Genomic DNA, 20,147 nt, shown 5'->3' with positions numbered 1-20,147 from the left:
TTTAGGGTCGTATTCTGACCTATACCTTCTTTCAGTCCCTCTTCAATGTTATAATACATTACATATTTCACCTATAATTATTTTAATTTTTAGCTTATAACTTACATTCGATGGTATCGATGTTGAATAATCCACTATAAATCTAGTCTTCCGGAGGGATTTCATGTACAAGCTTATGATTGTAGAGGATGAACCGTTAATACGGACGGGATTAAAACATTACTTTTCGTGGCAGGAGCTTGGTGTTCAGAGTATTGTTGAAGCGGAGAATGGAAAAGAAGGCTTCGTTACCGCACTGCGTGAGCAGCCAGATTTAGTGATCACTGATATTCGCATGCCCGAAATGGATGGTCTTCAGATGATCGAAGAGCTTCGCCAATTCCTTCCTGATACTTTGTTTATCATTTTGACGGGATTTAATGATTTCGAATACGCTCAACGAGCCATCAAACTTGGGAGTGTACATGCTTTTTTGCTCAAACCTTTGGAATATGAAGAAAGTCTAACCGTGATTCAAGAATGCATGAACAAGCTGCAACTTAAACGACAAGAACAAAGAAAACGTTCTACTCTGGAAGGCTCACAACTTATAAAGCTACTACTGGAAGAAGAACAACCTGCAATGGACACTAATTTAATCGCTGAATTATGTAGTTTCAAAAGTAAACATTATTTGTATCTCCCTTTTGTTTTGGCAGGTTTCCCTATCAGAGAAACACCTTCACCATCCACCTTGTGGATGAGAGAACAGGCTACTAAGTTTATACATCTTGCTACGGAGGCCTATCTCCCGGCAGATCTGCCACGATCTACTTTTACATATTCTGCTAAATCCAAACTATACGGGCTAATAGTCATGGGATCACAGACTGCAACGAGCACTATCCCTTTTGAGACACAAGTACTTACTGAACTCGATCAGCATTTGAACAAGCTTACACTAGAACATCATTTTGCCCTTTATCTTGCTATAGGCACAGTAACGAACGAACTATCTCAAATCACTTCATTACTTCACGAGTCTGAAAAGCTGTTATATCAGCGCTTCTATCAGAAAGAGCGCAATATATTCCATATCTCATCCATAAAGGCTGGCGCCACAGCTACTAAACCAACACTTATTCAACTAGATGACAACGATAAGAAACGAATAATCTCCTGCATCGAAAACGCCAATAAACAAGAGATATTGCAATTAACGCAACGATTGGCACAAGATATTTTGCATAAAACAGATGGCTCTTCTACTGATCTATGGCTTGCGTATTTACAAGAAATTATAAGTGTCATTATCCGCTTCGCTAATAAAAATCAGATTCATATGGATGGTGTGTACAGCGATAAACTCTTAAACCTTACTTTTGTAGAGGATTTCCACTCCCTTGAGGTCATGTTCGAGTGGCTGGGGAATTGGATGGTTCATTTGGGAAACATTTATACCGAAGGTCTGACGGATAACCATCAGCAGGATGTAATTATCTTTGAACATATTAAATCCTTCATTAGAGCTAATATTGATCAAGATATTACTCTACAAATGGTAGCGGATCGATTCTTCTATAACCCTTCTTATTTAAGTCGTCTGTTCAAAAGAAAACTCGATAAGAACTATATGCGATTTGTAACCGAAATCCGTATGGAATACGCGCAGGAATGCTTAAAAAAACCGGAGATTCTGGTGACCGATGTCTGCACAATGTGTGGTTACAAAAGCTATAAGCATTTCGTTAAAACGTTCCGGATTTTTACCAACATGACCCCTTCAGACTATAGAAAACAATCGGGGTGGTAAGCAAAATGATGCAAATAAACCAGCCAAAAAAGCGTTATCGGATGCGGCATGTCAATCGGCAGATTTTTGTGCTGATGATCCTGACCATTACCATTCCTTTGCTGATTATATCCGCGATTATCTATATTTTTTCAAATCAAGCCGTCAAAAATGAATATCAAAGCAGCTCTAATCTCATCCTTAATAATCTTTCTTTCAACATCGACCAGTATCTGCAAAGTATTGAAAAAGGGACCCTTAATGCCCAAGTAGATAGTCAATTACAAACCGCCCTCGAGCATTGGACTATCAACAAAGATAATATCGGGAATGATCTAAGTATTCAGTATGGAAACACGATTGAACAGTTCATCAGCGGGATTGAAATGACGATTAAAAATGTCGACAGTGTGCAGATTTTCGCGGGGTCACGTGTATTCTACTCCGCCAATTTCAATCGTGCGGATTATGATGTGAAGGACTACACCCAAGAGGATTGGTATTTACAGACGCAACAAAAAAAGGGTGGTGTAATCCTATTTGGAAGTCATCTCCCCTTCTATCGCACCAATTCCAAACAATCCGTTATCTCCATCGCCAGAGTCATTAATAAAAAAGGAAGCAAGCAGCCCTTAGGTGTCATGTTAATTGATATCCGGCTGGATTCATTACGGGAAATCTTAAAGCTGTCCGAGAATAGCAAGCGGAAATTCATTATTTTAGACGATAAAGGAGGCAACGTTTATAGCTCAGATTCATTGGAGACGAGTCCTTTAGAGCCTATCCCCATCGACAAACAGGTGCTTAATACTTTTATGAAAAACGACGCCGGAAGCTTATATGGTACTTTTGATGACAAGGATTCGTATATTAATTTTGTTACTTCTCCTTACTCCAACTGGAAGGTCATTCAATATATTGATGAAAAAGAGATGACTAAGCAGGCTTCTTTTCTTGGCAAAATCATTTTAACCTTAGCGCTCTTATCGCTTGTCACTGCACTCTTATTTATGTATATCCTCTCGGAACGCGTAACCAAACCTATTATTCTGTTAAGCCGGAAGGTGAAGCTGGTGGGGATGGGTAATTTCGATGTGGATTTGTACAGTAACCGCCAAGATGAATTTGGGGTTCTATATAATGGAATTCGTAAAATGGTAAAAGATTTGCAAAACTATATTGAGCGATCATCGATGGCCAAGGCTCAACAAAAGGTAGCCCAGTATGGTGCGCTCAAAAGCCAAATCAATCCTCATTTTCTGGCAAATGTCCTTGAATCAATTCAAATGAAAGCCATCATCAATGGGCAAAGAGAGATTGGCGAGATGGTGGGAATCGTGGGCAGATTGTTTCGGATTCATATTCAGACTGGGAAAATCACCGTTACCTTGCGCGAAGAACTTGAGCATGTCCGGCTATATGTGAAAATTCAGCAGTTACGTTTTGGGGATAAATTACAGTATATGGAACAGCTAGATCCGCAATGCGAGATCGTTAAGGTCATGCACTTCTCCTTGCAGCCCATCGTAGAGAATGCTATCGTACACGGCCTAGAAAGTCGCAGTGAACCAGGTCTGCTTGAGGTATCCTCGGTGATATCGGGGGATGATATGCTGATTATCGTTAAAGATAACGGCATTGGCATCGAGGAAGAGAAACTTAAACAGCTTCGTTTCCGTCTCTCTCAACCCTCAGATACCTTAGATGAGGAACATATTGGCATTAAAAATGTTCATGATCGTATTCAATTTCATTTTGGCGAAAAATATGGAATTGAAATTTCCAGTCACGTAGGTGAAGGAACGACAGTGATCATCCGTCTTCCCGCGTAATCCTAGACATTTTGCTCAGTAATGCCTAATTTAGGATCAAAGGTGAGCATTTTCGTCGCTATTTTATCAATAAAAAACCGATCATGACTAACTGTTACTACAGCGCCAGGAAAATGAATCAACGCCTGCTCCATCACCTGAATACTAGTTAAATCCAAATGGTTAGTGGGCTCATCTAAAATAATGACAGCAGCTCCGGAGAGAAGGCATTTCGCTAAAGCCACTCTGGCCTGCTGTCCACCTGAAAGGCTGCCAATCGTTTTACTCAGATCCATTTCCGAGAATTGCAGCATCGATAGAAATTTATTCACCTTTTTCCGCGGTGCGTCCAGTCCCAGTCCATAAACATTTACGGCATGGCTGACAGTATCTTTATGATCCAGCTCATCCCACATCTGATTAAAGTACGCATAGCTGACCCCGCGTTCCCAAGTCACTTCCCCCGATTCCGGTGCTTCTTGTCCAGTCAGTACTTTGATGAGTGTCGACTTTCCGCTGCCGTTCGGACCCACGATTGCTATCCGGTCTTCCTTTTGAATATCGAAGCTAATGTTCTGGAAGATGGAGCGGCCATCATAACTTTGTCCAATCCGCTTCACTTCCCCCAGCTTGTCAGGAAAACGTAAATTACTATAAATATCAGTGATTAATACGTTAACTGGATGAGGTTCCACTCGTTTTTTCATATCCGTTAGCTTACGCGAAAGACGATCCTTAGAGGACTTCTTACTACCGCGGTTTTCAATGGCCTCAGACTCCATAAGGAGAAGTTCTTCTTCCCACTCAAATTGCCGATCGAGCACTTTTTTGCGCATCTTCTTTTTACGAACGTAATCGGTATAATTCCCTTCATATTCCTGGAAATGATAGTTCTCGATTTCTATCGTCCGCGTGACCACTCTGTCAATAAATTGCCGATCATGAGAGACCAGAAGCATCGCCCCATTGAAACGGTGCAGCCACTGCTCCAACCATACGATCCCTTCCATATCCAAAAAGTTAGTAGGCTCATCGAGCAATACAACATCAGGCCCTTCAATTAAGACTTTAGCCAGTGCCGCGCGGTTCCTCCAGCCTCCGGATAACTCCTCTACAGGTTGATGCCGCGATCTCTCATCGAATCCTAATTTAGTCAGCACCGTATTGATTTCCACAGATACATTCCAGCCATCCAAATGCTCCATTTGTCCAAAAAGCTCAGCTTGGCGCTCTAAAAGTACATTCATCTGGACATCATCCGACACCTGCCCAAGCTGTTCTCCTATTTGGTTAAGCTCCTGTTCAATGCGTGCTACCTCTTCGAAGCAAAGTTCTAACTCTTGTTGTACAGACAAAGACCCGGAAAGCTCCGAAAATTGAGAGAAGTAGCTGATCTTCACATTGGGATCTAATTCTACTTTTCCTGCCGTTGGCTCCTCTTTTCCCATTATTAGCTTAAAAACAGTAGATTTACCTGCTCCATTTCGTCCGATTAAGCCAATACGTTCACCCTTGCTCACACGAAAATAAATATCTCGAAAGATCAATGTATTCTCATATTTCTTAGTTACGTTCTCCATTCGGATTACGCTCAAGTCTATCACTCCTAGTTCGTATAGATCAGAATTCATCGTTGAATACCCAAAAAGCTATTATAGCACTAATTAAAAAAAGGACTTTATAATCATATTATTACTTATATTTATTTCCGATATATGTATTTATATTAATATAAATTTATAAATACATAAGGAGGATTACAATGAGTTTGCTAAAATCAATCAAGAAAAATGTGAGTGTTACTATGTGCATAACCCTGCTCTTTTCTCTTTTTATTGTGTATCCGGCAAGTGCTTCTACCTTCTTCCAAGACCGCTTTGAAGAGGGCGGTAATCTATGGACATCCACTAGTGGGAATTGGACTATTGTTGAGGACGAAGGCAACAGCGTATATTACCAGTCTGCCACAAAAGAAGGACGTACTTCTGCAGGTGATTCAGCCTGGAGCGATTACACTGTGGAAGCGGATGTAAAAGTAGTTGATTTTAATGGCTCAAACAGAACTTATGTTGCAGGCAGATACATAGATGGAAATAATTTTTATGCAGCTTCTTTGTATAATAATAATGATGGCATGCTGGAAATCAGAAAAAAGGTTTCTGGATCTACTACAACTTTGACCAGCAAACCCTACACTCTGCAAACAGGAGTTTGGTATAATGTAAAACTTGAAATGAGCGGAAATACCATCAACATGTATGTAAATGATACGCTGGAGCTCTCAGCTTCCGATTCCAAATTAAAAAAAGGTACAGCAGGGCTCGTTACCTTTAAGACAATTACGATGTTCGACAACGTGACCGTTTCTGACACCAATGGCACTACACCGACACCGACTGTCACGCCGTCACCAACTGCTATACCGACTCCGACTGCTGCACCGATACCGACTGCAATACCGACTCCGACTGCTACACCAACACCTACTGCTACGCCGACACCTACTGCTACACCAACACCTACTGCTGCACCGATACCGACTGCAATACCGACTCCGACTGTCACACCAACACCTACTGCTACGCCGATACCAACTGTTTCACCAACGCCTACACCGGTACAGGTTAGTGAATATGATTTGGCTGGGTTTGCCACAGGAACAACAGGTGGTGGAAATATCCAAGAAACCAGTCCACTCTATAAAAAGGTATATAGCGCAGAAGATCTTGCCACTACACTGAGAAAAGGATCCAAAATAAAGGTTATTGAAATTATGAACGACTTGGATCTGGGATGGAATGAAATTTCTGATGCGGCAAAGATCTCCCCATTTAGCGCTCATAACAGTGCTTTAACACATCCCGTATTAATAGAGACTGGTGTCAGCAAAGTGTCTATAGACAACTTCGACGGTTTGACCATTTTCTCTGCTAAGGGTGCAACCATTAAACATGCCGCTTTTACTTTTAAAAGAAGCTCTAACGTCATCATCCGCAACCTTGAATTTGATGAGCTGTGGGAATGGGATGAAGCAACCAAAGGAAATTACGATAAAAACGACTGGGACTACATCACCATTGAGAATAGCAACAACGTATGGATCGACCACTGCACCTTCAATAAATCTTATGACGGAGTTGTCGATGTTAAAAAAGGCAGCAACGGCGTCACCATTTCATGGTCTTCCTTCTTAGGGGATGATAGAAACGCAAACAGCTGGGTTACTCAGCAAATTAATGCTATGGAAGCCAACAAGGCTGCTTATCCCATGTACGCTTATTTAAGAAGCAGCTCAGTTGGCCTAAGTAAAGACGACATCATTGCGATTGCCGCTAGTCAAAAAAAGGGCCATTTAATAGGCGCAACAGAATTTGCAGCTGATAATGCGCTTCTTTCTGTGACGCTCCATCACAACTACTATAAAGATATACAAGACCGCATGCCCCGCCTTCGTAGTGGTAATGCGCATGCCTATAACATTGTAATGGACAACGAAGATACCAGATTGGCTAAAAAACGTCTAAACTCCGCTATGGAAAAAGCGATCTCAAGCAAGGGGTATCATTTCGGGGTTACAAGTAACGGAGCAATCTCGACAGAAGGAGGAGCTGTATTACTTGAAAGTTCTGTAATCATTGATGTAGTGAATCCACTTCGCAACAATCAAGCGGATGCGAGTAATAGCAAATATACGGGTGCAATCGCAGCTTTAGATACGATCTATTCACTAGATGGAGCAACATTCAGAGGAGACAGTACATCTAAGAACAGCCCTCTCTCCCCTGCACCCGCTGCCGTTAAAGCATTTGCATGGAACGGATTCACAACACTACCTTATAGCTACACTTCAGATGACCCAGTTAGTCTAAAATCTAGACTTACCGCTGTTGACGGTTCAGGGGCTGGCAAATTGTCCTGGTCAAACGAGGAATGGTTGAAAACAAGTTACAGTAACTAATTCGACTAATGCGACTAACTAATCACTGAACACATACTCCCATAACTACAACGAGAAAAGTTACTAACTTAGTTGCCACATTAGCGCCACCTTTGCACCATATTAGCGCCATATTAGCGCCAGATTAGCAAACTTTTGTACCGCACTAACGCCACTTTTGTTCTGCCGAAATAGCTAAGACGCTCAGACGGTGATTTACTGTTTACTGTGCAGTATTTACGAGGCCAGTTGGTTCGGACTCAGGAGCCCTTATTTCGAAGAATCCGGGCATTTCGCAGTGCTATCGGACTCAGATGCAGCTATTCAACCCAATATGCTTAATTTTGGTGTGGATTTAGACCAATAAGAGCTATGCAGTCCGAAAACTCAGCAAAATGGTCAAAAAAGCCAAAATAGTTGCAATACAGTCCGTTAGGAGTGTTACGCGCGTGAGAAACATGAGGAACATGAGAAACCTGAGAAACGTGAGGAGCCTGAGAACATGAGGAGCCTGTGAAACATGAGGAGCCTGTGAAACGTGAGAAGCCTGAGGAACATTAAGAGCCTGTAGCCCGTGAGGAGCATTATGCACATACAGTCCCGATAGGAGCATTAGGAGTTTGTTCTCATTAACAAGTGATGCGTTTGGTGTTAATGGTAACTCACAAAATTAGTATAATGTCCCAACAATAACAAAAAGGCCGCAACCAGCGGCCTTTTTCTATATTACGACTTCCAACGCATATTCACTAATATCGCTTACCGCTCATTTTTTCAGAATATCAATATACTCTTCTTTCTCTCGATCTGCCCCCGCACTAAGCTTCAAACGCAGTGACTTCGGGTGGTCCAACACATTGCTGCTGAAGTAACTTATAAATCCATCATCAGCTCCACTACCAGAATTCGGATTAATTTTAATGTCGTGCTTCCCAACCTGCGCAGTTAATTCATAGGGGAGCTTTTGAAACAGTTCATTTCGGACGATCCAATCCGTTTGCAATTCCTCATTTATCGTAAATTTGAGCGCTATGCTTAACGGAGAAAGCTCGACTTCGGCTAGTTTTACTTCCTGTCCGTCAATTTTGAAAGGGTGGTCCACAACTAACGTCTCCGTCTTCAGCTCCCAAAACTTAGGATCAATAGAGAAGTTTACTTTTAAACGATCAGAATACCGCATGTCAGATAAAACCGTTCCTGTTTTCGGTTTACTTAACATTCCCGGGTCTACAGAGGCAATCTGAAAATCCGCCACTACGTCTGTTGGCTTTGGTTTATTTCGGTCCAGTGAAAATACAGTTTTGCCGAGCCAAGTATATATGGTTCCCTCTGCGTGTGCTCCCATTCCGCCTCTATTCCCATTCTCCTCCATTACATCTCGTCCAGTTTCAGCATCTGTCAGCTTCACACTATTTACACTGTACACTTCCTGACCATCACTTGTTGTTCCTGTATACAGCAGCATGATTTTGTTTTCATCAGCAAGCACAGCATTCAGAGTAATTTTATATCCATTTGATTCAGCACTCTTATTAACGATTTGTACATAATCATTCCGGATTGCAGACTCTAAAGTAAGAGCATCAATATCAGCTGCAGCCAATGTTTTAAAAGGCTCCAATACGCCCCAATCGAACGTTTCAGCACTCGAAGTCCCTTGCTGTGGCATCAGCTGGGTTGGATTGAAGAACAGCAGGCCCGCTATCATCACTGCAGTCGCCAGCACAGACATCGCGCTTTTTGTGAACATTAACCTTCTGCCACGTTTCTTGCCTAATTCCAAGCCTGCTTGGATCGCATAGATTTGAGCGGCTGCATTCTCTATTTTTTGTTCTTGTGGGATACGTTCGGCATCGCTTAACATGGCAAGCTCCTCTTGACTACTCATGGTTCCATTCACCCCGATTCTTTATGATGGTTCGCAACTGCTTGAGCCCTTTATGCTGCCAAGTCTTAACCGTTCCCTCGGGTTTATTCATAATGTTAGCGATCTCAGTCAAGGTCATATCGTTGTAGTATTTTAGCAGCAGCACATGGCGATACTTGGGCTTAACCTGCTCAAGTGCCCACAACATTTCCATCCGATGATGGCCAATATGTGTGACCTGTTCTCCTATTCTTTCATCTACCAGCGGCATGGAACGTTTTCTTCGTCTTTGTTCATCTATACAGACATAAATTAGAATTCGAATAATCCATGATTTGAATGCTTTGGGGTCCTTTAATGTTTTTCTTTTAATCCAGGCCCGGCAAGTCATTTCCTGCATCGCTTCCAGCGCATCGTTTCGGTTCCGCAAGTAACTATAAGCAATACTGTACAGTTGTTCTCTATGTACCAATATCGAATCGTAAAAATCCGTCTCGCTCCGAGTATCAAGAATCGTTACTTTTTTCATTTCTGCATTAGTCATCGTCATGTCCTTCCTTAGCCTCCCCTCTTCAACCTTTCATAGATTAAGACGGGGGAGGTATAGAAACGGTTTTTGTTTCGTTTAACTTTTTTTGCCCAAAGCTCTCTAAATTATAGCATTCTATAAAAATTGAACGAAAAATGTTATGATAGGTTAAATTGGACATAATCAATAGTACGCACTTAAAAGTGCCATAGGTACTAAAAAGTACCCATACCATGGAGGTTATCATGACAACAACACCAACAACAACTGTCAAGAAAAAATACAATATTTCTGTTGAAGCCACACTAGAGGTCATCGGAGGGAAATGGAAATGCGTAATTCTATGTCATTTAACTCATGGCAAAAAACGCACCTCCGAGTTAAAACAGTTGATGCCCGGCATTACTCAAAAAATGTTAACCCAGCAGCTACGCGAGCTTGAGGCAGATGGAATCATCAACCGAATTGTTTATAATCAGGTTCCACCAAAAGTAGAATACGAGCTTAGTGAATATGGTGATAGTTTAAGCGATATTTTGACTGCATTATGTAATTGGGGAGAACAACATATCATTAAGCAATTCGGCGATAAATACGCTGTTTTAGAGGATAACATTTTAAATAAATAAACCGCTCTATCAAGGGTATGGTTGGATATTTATGCTGCGAGAGTTGTACTTCAATTATACGTTCATGAAAAAAGGACAGCTGAATCAGATCGATTCAACTGTCCAAAGCTTTGATTCACCCGTCCCTTGAATGGCGCATAGGAACATAACTTAAATTACGCCCTCTCCTCCAATAGCAGTTGCTGTGAATGATATGGGTCCAAATAGATTTATAGGCAAGTTGCTATCATTCTGAATTACCAATTCATAGTTGTGGACTCCAATATAAGCACCATCAACCCACTGAGCACTTAATTGAATATCAGTAATAGTAGTAAAACGATAAAAGGATCTATAAATATCGACTCCAGCTCGTCGGATGATAACAAGAAATTGGCTATTAGCAAGTGCAGTAAGACTAAAACTACCATTTAACTCGACTCTACTGGAGAAAGAAGCCGGATTAGCCGGACTAATATTTACTTGCGCTGTGGCTAGACCCGCTCCAGCTCCAGGAATCCCTGCAACCGTTATAGCTGTAGTAAACGGATCTAACGGGATTTTTGCCTGTGACCCATAACTTATTATTGTCGCCATTTATCATCACTCCATTTCAAGGTTATAGAGTAGTATATTGTGAATCCGCAATGATAGATTGGACTAAATTCCTGATGATTATATACATTTAAGGTATACTTTGCTAGATCATATAAACCTAGATACCTCATCAATCACCATACGATTTCCACTCATTGACAACACCCCTGTTCAGAATTACAATAATTCACATATCATGAACAACGATGACAAAGGGTAAGTAGGCAGACGAACATGGTCTTCAGAGAGCCGGTGGTAGGTGCGAACCGGTGACCAGCGTATGCTCGAATGGCCTTTATAGTTGTTTTTCCGAACTATCTTAATGGATGCAGTAGGGAAAACCGGGGTTCCCGCCGTTATCAAGGGACCTGTATCGAGAATTAATTCAACCTCTCCGTACAGGTAAGAGAAGATCGAAAGCCAAGAATCGTAAGGTGACACGATCATTTAAGGTGGTACCACGACAACTTCGTCCTTATTGGATGAGGTTTTTTTGTCATTTAAAGGAGGTGATGGCCATGGATGATGGCTGGTGGTGGCGACTCGAGTGTAACCAAATGCTAAATATCAGGAGGAATTTATATGATGAACGAACGTGTCTTAACAGGAGATCGAGTGACTGGAAAGCTTCACCTTGGCCATTACGCCGGCAGCTTGCAGACCCGAGTAGCCCTTCAGGAGCAATATGAAACTTTTGTGTTTTTAGCGGATATTCAAGCCCTAACGACCCATTTTGATCGTCCGCAGCTGCTGGGTCAACATCTGCATGAGATCACACTGGACTATTTATCTGCGGGTATAAATCCGGAGAAAACAACTATATTTATTCAATCGATGATCCCTGAAATCGCAGAGCTGACCATCTTGTTCTCTATGTTTGTTACTGTGAATTCTTTACGGCATAATCCCACGATTAAAGCCGAATCAAAAAATTCCAGCTTAGATGAATTGTATTACGGTTTTCTAGGTTATCCAGTTAGTCAGACTGCTGACATAACTTTTTGTAAAGCAACGATCATTCCTGTAGGAGAAGACCAGCTCCCCCATCTGGAATTAACCCGCAAAATCGTCCGCAGATTCAACGAGCTGTACAGCCCGATACTGGTGGAACCCAAAGCGCTGATCAGTGAGACGCCGAGACTTGTGGGTACGGATGGCAACGCTAAAATGAGTAAAAGCCTTGGCAATGCCATCGAGCTGGACTCCACTAAGGAAGAAATCACCTTCAAGATAAGAAAAGCCACAACCGATCCAGCGCGTGTGCATAAAAATGATCCTGGACATCCAGATATCTGTCCTATTTTTGCTTATCATGGTGCTTTTCGCTCAGCGGGGGTAACCGAAATTCGTGAAGGCTGTGAGCGGGGTACCATGGGTTGTTCTGCTTGCAAACAGTTGATTTCGACAGCTCTAGATCAGCTTATAGAACCGATGCGAGAGAGTCGTTCCTATTATGCTACTAAGCCCAAGCTTGTGCAGGAAATCTTAATCTCTGGAACACAGCATGCCCGCAGCATTGCTCAGGAAACAATGGCCGAAGTACGTGAGGCTATGAGTCTTAACTATTTTTCAATCTAAAAATGTCCAGTATAGGCACTCAAAAAAAGCCGGAAGCTCATTGGAAGAGATCCGGCTTTTTTCTTCTCCTTACAACACCCAATTTCCCTTGCGGAATACGGGTTCAATCGTGCCGTCCGCCAGCTCTCCGTCAATATCCAGCTCTGCTGAACCGATCATAAAATCGACATGAGTTAAGCTGACATTAGCTCCTCTAGCCACAAGCTCTTCGTTCGTAAGCTTTGTGCCGCCTTCAATATTTACAGGATAAGCACTTCCTAGCGCGAAATGGCAGGAGGCATTCTCATCAATCCCTGTATTGTAAAAAATGCGGTTCAAGCGAGAGATTGGAGAATCATGCTGCACTAAGGCTACTTCTCCTAGATAAGATGCACCTTCATCCGTTGCCAGCAGTGAGGTTAAATGCTCGCGTCCGGATTCAGCTTCATAAGCTACGACTTTCCCCTTTTCAAAAGTGAATGAAAGTCCTTCAACTAAACGTCCATTCAAATTAAGAGGGAGCGTGCTTCTAACTGTGCCATTCACTCCAGTACGATGGGGCATGGAATAAATCTCTTCTGTTGGCATATTAGCAACAAAATAAACACCTTTATCATTCTCACCGCCACCCCCGCGCCATAAATGGCCTTCCGGAAGCTCTACATGCAGATCCGTTCCCGGAGCACGGTAATGCAGGCTTTTATAACGTTTAGCGTTCATTCTATCCTGACTTTCTTTCAACTGACCAATATGCTCTCTCCAAGCAGCTACCGGATCATCGCTGCCCACACGATTCATCTGGAATACAGCTTCCCACATCGCCTCTACCCGCTCTTCTTCAGGAAGATCGGCAAAAACCTTGTTCGCCCAAGCACGTGTTGGCGCTTTGACCAGAGACCAGCTGATTTTGCTGTTCCGAGTATATTTGGAGTAGTTCTTGCGAGCAATAGCTGCTGCTTTGACTGCTCTAGATACCTTAGAAGAATCAATGCCATTAAACAGTTCCGGATCAGGTACTTTAATATGTAAGATGGCACCATTTTCTTCCGCGAATTTCTCCATCATCTCAGCCTGCCACTGTGGATAGTAATCGAAAGAATCCTCTGGGGCTTTTTCATAACGGATCCGTGTGGTTGCTTCATCGTCCCAGTCAACAATTACATATTTAGCTCCCGCTTCATAGGCTTTCGCTACAATCAAGCGAGTAAGTTCTGCGGTTTCTATCGGTGCATGTACCATAAGGACTTGTCCAGGCTGTACATTTACTCCTACTTTTACAACTAGGTTCGCGTATTTCTCCAGCATTACTTCAAAATCTTTCATGAATTCTCTTCCTCCATCTCTAGGGTTGCTATAAGCACTCGGTCAGCTTCACTTCTTATTTTAACGCAAAACGAGGATAGTTGCGATTCGATTTAGATTCTCAGTTACTTCACTTCAGGTATTTCCCCTGTATAGACACCTAGATCATTCTTATGAATCTCTACAATGGACGTTCCGATTTGCTTATCATTATGGTAAGCAATCACTATGATCTTGGTATCCTGAGGCTCATCTATTTGTTTATTCTTTCCATCCATTGGACTCCAATAAATTTGATCTCCAGATTTGATTTTCAGCTCAAGACCTTTGTTATGCACCTTGTAGTCAGGGGGGTTCCATAACAATAAATTGCCGGACGTAGCCTGTATCTTAATAACATTCGCCCCTTCAGCAGTTATAAGCATAGGTAATCCTGGAGCACTACTATCAGTCACCCTGTATTCCGCTGTTGGGAACAGAACTTCCGGTTTCACCTCAAGTGATTGATTATTATGCTGCAAAATAAAGAAGAAAAAAAGTAAAATCGTTAAGCCCATGACGCCTCCGATGATTATTTTTTTCACTATTCAACCTCCCTTCTACCCTAATACTGTAACATATTTCCTTAATCTGGACAGTTATCAGCCAAATAAAGCGGCTCCCACAAGGAACCGCTCACTTGAATCACTATTTTTTATCCACCTGTAGCAGTGTTACGGTCTTCAAAGCATAAGTATGCATGATTTTATCCTCTGAAATTACATTCAACTTGGTCAAGCTTGCCACCTTTGCCGGATCTGATTTGGAGAGCAAACGCCACACTTCAGGGTCCGATAAGGTCTCATATAACTTTGCATCATCATATTCTTTGCGGTTTTGCACGACCAGCTTCACCTTATAGCTGCCAATTTCAGTCTCGGTAGTTTCCTGCTCACTACAATAATTTAAAATATCCTGACGAAGCTCGGCCAATTCTTTTTCAATATCTTTTTGCTTTTGCTTGAGCCGATAATACTGCTGAAGCTTTTTCTCCATCCACTTCACGCTCCTTCATAGACATATGTATGCCGGAAACGTTGGATAAATTAGTTGAGTTCCCTATCATAAAAACTTATAATGAGCCGGGGATAGCTTATTTCCAAGTAGAGTCAAATTTCTTATAAAAACAATACCACGGCAGGTGACCTATGTTTCATTCGTACTTATTTCCAATTTCGTATGCGTTCATGATGTTTCCAATAGCAGCGCTGGTCTTCACACTTCCTTTTCTTATCGTACAATACCGTAGACATGGCTATATACATAAGCTTAGAGCTTTAATCCTATATCTGCTGCTGCTCTATCTGATGAACGCTTATTTTCTAGTCTTGCTTCCTTTTCCATCCTCCCGGCACAATGCTGCACCTTCTGGGAGTATCGTCCAATTCATTCCCCTTCAATTTATTCAGGATATTGTGGATGGATCGACGATCATCCCTGATCAAATCTCGACCTACTGGTCATTACTGCGTGAGCCTGCATTTTTACAGGTCATTTTTAACGTTGCATTGACCGTACCGTTTGGAATGTTTCTGGGCTATTATTTTCGTACACGCTGGGTCGTGTGCATTCTACTATCCTTTGCCTTTTCCCTGTCCTTTGAGATCACGCAGATTACAGGGATTTACGGTTTCTTCGATCATCCTTACCGTCTTTTTGATGTCGATGATCTCATTACCAACACAATCGGAGGAATCTTTGGATTTCGAATTTCCATTTGGATCTCCGGGCTATTGCCACGTATAGAACAACTGGATACAAACATTGACCGCTCTGCCAAAAGAGTCTCCTATACCCGCAGAGGAATAGCTTTTCTAATCGATAGTATGGTGTGGAGCATCGGGTTTGGGGTACTCTTCGGATTCGATATAAAAGCTGCCTTCTGGATTGTAACTGGTATTTACTTCATGCTTGTTCCGGCTCTCACGGGCGGACGGACCTTAGGGAAATGGATGGTGCGGATTCGGGTGAAGAGCAGCGGGAATCATGCTTTTTTCTGGGCTCTGATGCTCAGATATGGCCTGCTATATTGGTTGCTGCTTGGGATTCACTCTCTTTTGCTTGATTCCGCCCTTCTAGGGCATCTTTCCTCCGTATGGAATATGCTTATTCATCTGTTTGTTCTATTGATAGACTTGGCTTTCTTTATTCATTTAGTCATTAGTATATTCAAAAAAGAAACTCAGCTAATATATGAGAAACTAAGTCAAACTTCTCATGTTATTTCTTGGCCAGAGAAACGGCTCCAATCTGATGTATCCCGCAACAGCCCTGTAGAAAGCTAAACTAGTTATTTTTTAAAGGGTATTTTAACATTGGAAATTATTATAGAATTAGGAGGTGAGCATTCTCAAAATTTAGGAGATGAGCGTATGGAAACTACAAGCAGCTTGCGGTTATCTAGAAGTCTTCCAGAAGAACAGGGCATTTCATCAACCGCAATATCCAGCTTTATTAGTGCAGTAGAGGAACAAAATTTAGGCCTGCACAGCTTTATGCTACTTCGACATGGTTATGTGGTCTCTGAAGGCTGGTGGGCCCCTTACAGGTCCGATCTTCCGCATATGTTATTTTCACTTAGCAAAAGTTTCACCTCAACCGCAATCGGGTTTGCTGTTACAGAGAAACTCGTCACCCTTGATGATTCTGTCCTATCCTTTTTCCCTGAAGATGCTCCTGATCCAATCACAGACAATCTAACCAATATGACAATCAGACATCTATTGATGATGGGTACCGGGCATGTCGTGGATACTATGGACACACTTCGCAAAAGTGCAGACGGGAATTGGGTGAAGGCTTTCTTCTCCGTCCCGGTCGAGAAACAACCAGGTACACATTTCCTATATAATACCGGTGCTACTTACATGCTGGCCGCGATCCTTCAACGGGTTACTGGCCAAACACTGCTAGAATATTTAGAACCACGCCTCTTCGTTCCTCTGGGCATTCACGGCGCAACGTGGGAGTCTTGTCCACGCGGAATTAACACAGGGGGATTTGGCTTAAACATTACAACCGAGGATATCGCTAAATTCGGCCAGCTATACTTACAAAAAGGAATCTGGAATAATCAACGGGTTCTGCCTGAAAAGTGGATTAATGAGGCTACTTCCAAACATATTTCCAATGGCGAAGGCGATCATGACTGGGCAATGGGATATGGGTATCAGTTCTGGCAATGCCAGCACGGTGCCTACCGGGCAGATGGCGCCTTCGGTCAACTCTGTGTCGTGCTTCCGGAGCAAGATGCCGTAATTATTACTACTGCTGCATCAGACAGTATACAAGGAATGTTGAATGCTGTGTGGGAACATCTGCTTCCCGCGATGGAGCAAGCACCCTTGCCATTAGAGCCTGCTGCTTCTGCCCACTTGGTTGAACAATTAAAATATTTATCTATCCAACCGCCACAACTGCAGCCATCTTCATCACAAGAAGATCGAATAAACAGCTTAACCTATAAGCTCGATGACAACCAATTTGCCTTGGACACCTTCTCTATCTCTTTCAATAACAACGAAGCTGCAGTTACTTTACAATTTAAGACTGGAGAGGATTCTGTGATCTGTCTTGGTCGAGGGGAATGGCTCGAAAGCTTCGCACAGGTCATTGATGCTTCCTTGAACCGAATCATGTCCAGCTTTACTTGGGTTGCTGATGATCAGCTACAGCTCACTTTATTGTTTATTGAAATGCCTTTTTGCATAACTCTTGAAATAATCTTACTAGAGAATCAGCTAATTCTTAAACAAAAGTTTAATGTGAATATGGGACCGACTGAATTCCCTGAGATCATTGGCAGACTATAATTCTTAATGAATAAAAAAGGCCGCTTCGTCCTTTAAAGAGACTTAGCGGCCTTTTAAATATTCGATTCTAGTCTGTGAAATCAGCAAGCTTGAGGATGACCGGGCAATGATCGCTCCCCATAATGTGGCAATCGATTTGGGCCTCCAACAGATTAGGTGCAAGTCTAGAAGAAGCTAGGAAATAATCAATCCGCCAGCCTACATTCCGTTCTCTCACCTTCGGCATATAAGACCACCATGAATAAACGCCTTCAAGCTCTGGATGAAAATATCTAAAGGTATCTATGAAGCCGGACTCCAGCAGCGTACTCATTTTCCCTCTTTCTTCATCGGTAAAGCCAGAGTTTCCGCGGTTAGCTTTAGCATTTTTGATATCAATATCCTGATGGGCTACGTTCATATCGCCGCATACAACGACTGGTTTTAGCTTGTCCAGTTCCAGAAGGTTATTGCGGAAGCGGTCCTCCCATTCCATTCTGTAATCCAATCTAGCCAGATCTCGTTTGGCATTTGGTGTATACACATTCACTAGATAAAAATGTTCGAACTCCAGCGTAATAATCCGGCCTTCCGCTTCTTCATCCTCTTCCATTCCGTATCTCGCAGAGATCGGCTTGATTTTGGTGAATATAGCTGTGCCTGAATACCCTTTTTTCACTGCATAATTCCAATATTGATTGTATTCTTCACTCTGTTCCAGAACAATCTGCCCTTCTTGCAGCTTTGTCTCCTGAACACAGAAAATATCTGCTTCTACTTCCTTAAAATATTCATCAAACCCTTTTTTCACACAGGCCCGAAGGCCATTCACATTCCATGATACCAACTTTATCATTAACGTTTCTCCTTGCATTTTGCTTTGATAGTAACCAGTTTATCATATAACGACCAGAAATTTATAGAGGATTAGGGTCATCTTGAGCAATTCCGCGAATAGATTTATATCCTAATCATTTACTATCCATGATACAATAGCAAAATTGACTCTATACAAATTTTCTAACACGTGAGGTAAAAAAACTTATGAATGCACCAAATCTTTTACGAGGGTTTAACTTTTTGTATTTTGCTCTGCTGGCCATGTTTATTCCCTTTCTGCCAGTCTATCTAAGTGAACAAGGTCTAAGCCCATCGCAAATCGGCTTCATTATTGGAACTGGTGGTTTTGTTACCATCATTGCTCAACCTTTATGGGGGATGATTAGTGATAAAACAAAAACCATCCGCAAAGTGCTGTTAGCTCTGCTGTTATGCTCAGCGGTGACCGGATACTTTTTGTTCGATTCCAGCAGTTATGCTGTTCTCATTCTTTTTGCTATGCTGCTGTATTTCTTCTTGATGCCCATTGATCCGCTGACAGAAAGCTTGAATTTCCGAGTCTCTGAGGCGGCTGGAATTAGCTATGGTTCTATCCGTACATATGGTGCGCTAGGTTATGGTGTAATGGCTTTGATTACTGGCTATGTGCTCGGCTTTTTCGGCTCTCATGGTATAGCTCTTCTGTTTGTTGCCATTTGCCTTATAAGCTTTATAGTAAGCTGGAACATGCCAGATGCCCCCGTCACAGGTAAACCGGTCACGCTGGATAGTCTCAAGCACTTTTTTGGCAACAAAAAGACATTGATGTTTCTGGTGCTCATATTTATTAGCTCTGTACCCGCACGAATGAACGATACATTTATTGGAGTTTATATTCGTGAGCTTGGTGGCAGTCCTCAATTGGTAGGCCAATCGTTTTTCCTCGCGGCAATAAGTGAAATCATTGTCTTTGCATTAAGCTTCTGGTGGTTGCGTAAAGGAAAAGAACTGATCATCATATCGATTTCCGGAGGCTTCTATTTCCTTCGTTTCTTTATTTCAGCTTGGATCACTGATCCACACTTATTAGCCTATTTGCAGATTCTACAAATTCTTACCTTCCCTGTGTTCTACTCGGCTGCTATTCAATACCTGTACAGTATTGTACCCGAGGAATGGCGTGCTACAGGCCAGACCGTACTTGCACTGTTGTTCTTCGGTGTATCAGGTATCCTGGCTTCTTATGCTGGCGGGGCATTATATGATGCCTTTGGGGGTAAAGCTCTTTACTTAACGATCTCCGCGATGTCGTTTGTCGGCATGCTGTTCGGATTGATACTGTATCTGATTTATCGAAAAAAAACGAATTAAGTGTACCAAAATAAACCGGGGTTGTCCCAGCCACTTTCTAAATGGCTATAGGACATCCCCGGTTTTTTCTATCAAAAAGTGCTAATTCACCATGGCATTCGCTCTAGCATTAATAGATTTTCAACATAGAATATCCTATCAAACGAAA

General features: G+C 42.2%; 16 protein-coding genes and 1 other annotated feature. Of the genes, 8 read left to right on the top strand and 8 right to left on the bottom strand.

What is annotated here, in order from left to right:
• Positions 1-163 precede the first annotated feature (163 nt).
• Both NYE35_RS13370 and NYE35_RS13365 read left to right on the top strand, forming a co-directional pair.
• Positions 164-1,792, top strand: a complete 1,629-nt coding sequence (locus NYE35_RS13370) for a response regulator transcription factor (RefSeq protein WP_341121209.1) — start codon at positions 164-166, stop codon at positions 1,790-1,792.
• A gap of 5 nt (positions 1,793-1,797) precedes the next feature.
• On the top strand, positions 1,798-3,603 hold the full coding sequence (locus tag NYE35_RS13365; RefSeq protein ID WP_341121206.1) for a cache domain-containing sensor histidine kinase: 1,806 nt from the start codon (positions 1,798-1,800) through the stop codon (positions 3,601-3,603).
• Between the two features lie 2 nt (positions 3,604-3,605).
• Here the strand turns inward: NYE35_RS13365 and NYE35_RS13360 are convergent, their stop codons facing one another.
• Positions 3,606-5,177: an ABC-F family ATP-binding cassette domain-containing protein gene (locus tag NYE35_RS13360; protein ID WP_038570486.1), complete on the bottom strand. Its 1,572-nt coding sequence runs from the start codon at positions 5,175-5,177 to the stop codon at positions 3,606-3,608.
• A gap of 167 nt (positions 5,178-5,344) precedes the next feature.
• Here NYE35_RS13360 and NYE35_RS13355 point away from each other — a divergent pair, with 167 nt between their 5' ends.
• Complete coding sequence (locus NYE35_RS13355) at positions 5,345-7,540, top strand: pectate lyase family protein (protein ID WP_341121204.1); 2,196 nt, start codon at positions 5,345-5,347, stop codon at positions 7,538-7,540.
• A gap of 745 nt (positions 7,541-8,285) precedes the next feature.
• On the opposite strand, the gene NYE35_RS13350 is transcribed toward NYE35_RS13355, so the two are convergent.
• Positions 8,286-9,407, bottom strand: a complete 1,122-nt coding sequence (locus NYE35_RS13350; RefSeq protein WP_094902730.1) for a DUF4179 domain-containing protein — start codon at positions 9,405-9,407, stop codon at positions 8,286-8,288.
• Positions 9,400-9,936, bottom strand: coding sequence for a sigma-70 family RNA polymerase sigma factor (locus NYE35_RS13345; RefSeq protein ID WP_094902732.1), 537 nt, complete (start codon positions 9,934-9,936; stop codon positions 9,400-9,402). The genes NYE35_RS13350 and NYE35_RS13345 overlap by 8 nt, the downstream gene beginning before the upstream one ends.
• Positions 9,937-10,160: 224 nt before the next feature.
• Here NYE35_RS13345 and NYE35_RS13340 point away from each other — a divergent pair, with 224 nt between their 5' ends.
• Complete coding sequence (locus NYE35_RS13340; RefSeq protein WP_036686351.1) at positions 10,161-10,544, top strand: winged helix-turn-helix transcriptional regulator; 384 nt, start codon at positions 10,161-10,163, stop codon at positions 10,542-10,544.
• A gap of 150 nt (positions 10,545-10,694) precedes the next feature.
• On the opposite strand, the gene NYE35_RS13335 is transcribed toward NYE35_RS13340, so the two are convergent.
• Positions 10,695-11,120, bottom strand: a complete 426-nt coding sequence (locus NYE35_RS13335) for a hypothetical protein (protein WP_036686349.1) — start codon at positions 11,118-11,120, stop codon at positions 10,695-10,697.
• 197 nt (positions 11,121-11,317) lie between these two features.
• Positions 11,318-11,600: a binding site (T-box leader), on the top strand.
• A gap of 102 nt (positions 11,601-11,702) precedes the next feature.
• On the opposite strand from NYE35_RS13335, the gene trpS reads away from it, so the two are divergent.
• Complete coding sequence (trpS, locus tag NYE35_RS13330) at positions 11,703-12,698, top strand: tryptophan--tRNA ligase (protein ID WP_254924608.1); 996 nt, start codon at positions 11,703-11,705, stop codon at positions 12,696-12,698.
• Between the two features lie 69 nt (positions 12,699-12,767).
• Here the strand turns inward: trpS and NYE35_RS13325 are convergent, their stop codons facing one another.
• From NYE35_RS13325 to NYE35_RS13315, 3 genes are all read right to left on the bottom strand, one after another.
• Entirely contained in the window at positions 12,768-14,000 is a 1,233-nt protein-coding gene (locus NYE35_RS13325; RefSeq protein ID WP_036686346.1) for an aminopeptidase, read from the bottom strand.
• A 104-nt stretch (positions 14,001-14,104) separates the two neighbouring features.
• On the bottom strand, positions 14,105-14,563 hold the full coding sequence (locus NYE35_RS13320) for a hypothetical protein (protein WP_339211833.1): 459 nt from the start codon (positions 14,561-14,563) through the stop codon (positions 14,105-14,107).
• Between the two features lie 103 nt (positions 14,564-14,666).
• Positions 14,667-15,014: a hypothetical protein gene (locus NYE35_RS13315; RefSeq protein ID WP_341121200.1), complete on the bottom strand. Its 348-nt coding sequence runs from the start codon at positions 15,012-15,014 to the stop codon at positions 14,667-14,669.
• 152 nt (positions 15,015-15,166) lie between these two features.
• Here NYE35_RS13315 and NYE35_RS13310 point away from each other — a divergent pair, with 152 nt between their 5' ends.
• Positions 15,167-16,303 carry a VanZ family protein gene (locus NYE35_RS13310; RefSeq protein WP_094902736.1) on the top strand — a complete coding sequence of 379 codons (1,137 nt, stop codon included), beginning with the start codon at positions 15,167-15,169 and terminating at the stop codon, positions 16,301-16,303.
• A gap of 87 nt (positions 16,304-16,390) precedes the next feature.
• A complete protein-coding gene (locus tag NYE35_RS13305; protein WP_341121197.1) occupies positions 16,391-17,830 on the top strand; it encodes a serine hydrolase domain-containing protein in 1,440 nt (479 codons plus the stop codon).
• Between the two features lie 67 nt (positions 17,831-17,897).
• Here the strand turns inward: NYE35_RS13305 and NYE35_RS13300 are convergent, their stop codons facing one another.
• On the bottom strand, positions 17,898-18,662 hold the full coding sequence (locus NYE35_RS13300) for an exodeoxyribonuclease III (protein ID WP_341122458.1): 765 nt from the start codon (positions 18,660-18,662) through the stop codon (positions 17,898-17,900).
• A gap of 191 nt (positions 18,663-18,853) precedes the next feature.
• Here NYE35_RS13300 and NYE35_RS13295 point away from each other — a divergent pair, with 191 nt between their 5' ends.
• On the top strand, positions 18,854-19,999 hold the full coding sequence (locus NYE35_RS13295; protein WP_076179028.1) for an MFS transporter: 1,146 nt from the start codon (positions 18,854-18,856) through the stop codon (positions 19,997-19,999).
• Positions 20,000-20,147: the final 148 nt, after the last annotated feature.

The organism is Paenibacillus sp. FSL L8-0494 (genome assembly GCF_038003695.1).
Classification (GTDB): domain Bacteria; phylum Bacillota; class Bacilli; order Paenibacillales; family Paenibacillaceae; genus Paenibacillus_AQ; species Paenibacillus_AQ odorifer.
The sequence above is the reverse complement of the archived record's forward strand: the minus strand, read 5'-3'. Positions and strand labels throughout refer to the sequence as shown.

What these genes read in the sequence shown, in the direction of transcription:
- NYE35_RS13370 (WP_341121209.1), top strand. Translation starts at nt 164, where the DNA reads ATGTACAAGCTTATGATTGTAGAGGATGAACCGTTAATACGGACGGGA.
- NYE35_RS13365 (WP_341121206.1), top strand. Translation starts at nt 1,798, where the DNA reads ATGATGCAAATAAACCAGCCAAAAAAGCGTTATCGGATGCGGCATGTC.
- NYE35_RS13355 (WP_341121204.1), top strand. Translation starts at nt 5,345, where the DNA reads ATGAGTTTGCTAAAATCAATCAAGAAAAATGTGAGTGTTACTATGTGC.
- NYE35_RS13350 (WP_094902730.1), bottom strand. Translation starts at nt 9,407, where the DNA reads ATGAGTAGTCAAGAGGAGCTTGCCATGTTAAGCGATGCCGAACGTATC.
- NYE35_RS13345 (WP_094902732.1), bottom strand. Translation starts at nt 9,936, where the DNA reads ATGACGATGACTAATGCAGAAATGAAAAAAGTAACGATTCTTGATACT.
- NYE35_RS13340 (WP_036686351.1), top strand. Translation starts at nt 10,161, where the DNA reads ATGACAACAACACCAACAACAACTGTCAAGAAAAAATACAATATTTCT.
- NYE35_RS13335 (WP_036686349.1), bottom strand. Translation starts at nt 11,120, where the DNA reads ATGGCGACAATAATAAGTTATGGGTCACAGGCAAAAATCCCGTTAGAT.
- trpS (WP_254924608.1), top strand. Translation starts at nt 11,703, where the DNA reads ATGATGAACGAACGTGTCTTAACAGGAGATCGAGTGACTGGAAAGCTT.
- NYE35_RS13325 (WP_036686346.1), bottom strand. Translation starts at nt 14,000, where the DNA reads ATGAAAGATTTTGAAGTAATGCTGGAGAAATACGCGAACCTAGTTGTA.
- NYE35_RS13315 (WP_341121200.1), bottom strand. Translation starts at nt 15,014, where the DNA reads ATGGAGAAAAAGCTTCAGCAGTATTATCGGCTCAAGCAAAAGCAAAAA.
- NYE35_RS13310 (WP_094902736.1), top strand. Translation starts at nt 15,167, where the DNA reads ATGTTTCATTCGTACTTATTTCCAATTTCGTATGCGTTCATGATGTTT.
- NYE35_RS13305 (WP_341121197.1), top strand. Translation starts at nt 16,391, where the DNA reads ATGGAAACTACAAGCAGCTTGCGGTTATCTAGAAGTCTTCCAGAAGAA.
- NYE35_RS13295 (WP_076179028.1), top strand. Translation starts at nt 18,854, where the DNA reads ATGAATGCACCAAATCTTTTACGAGGGTTTAACTTTTTGTATTTTGCT.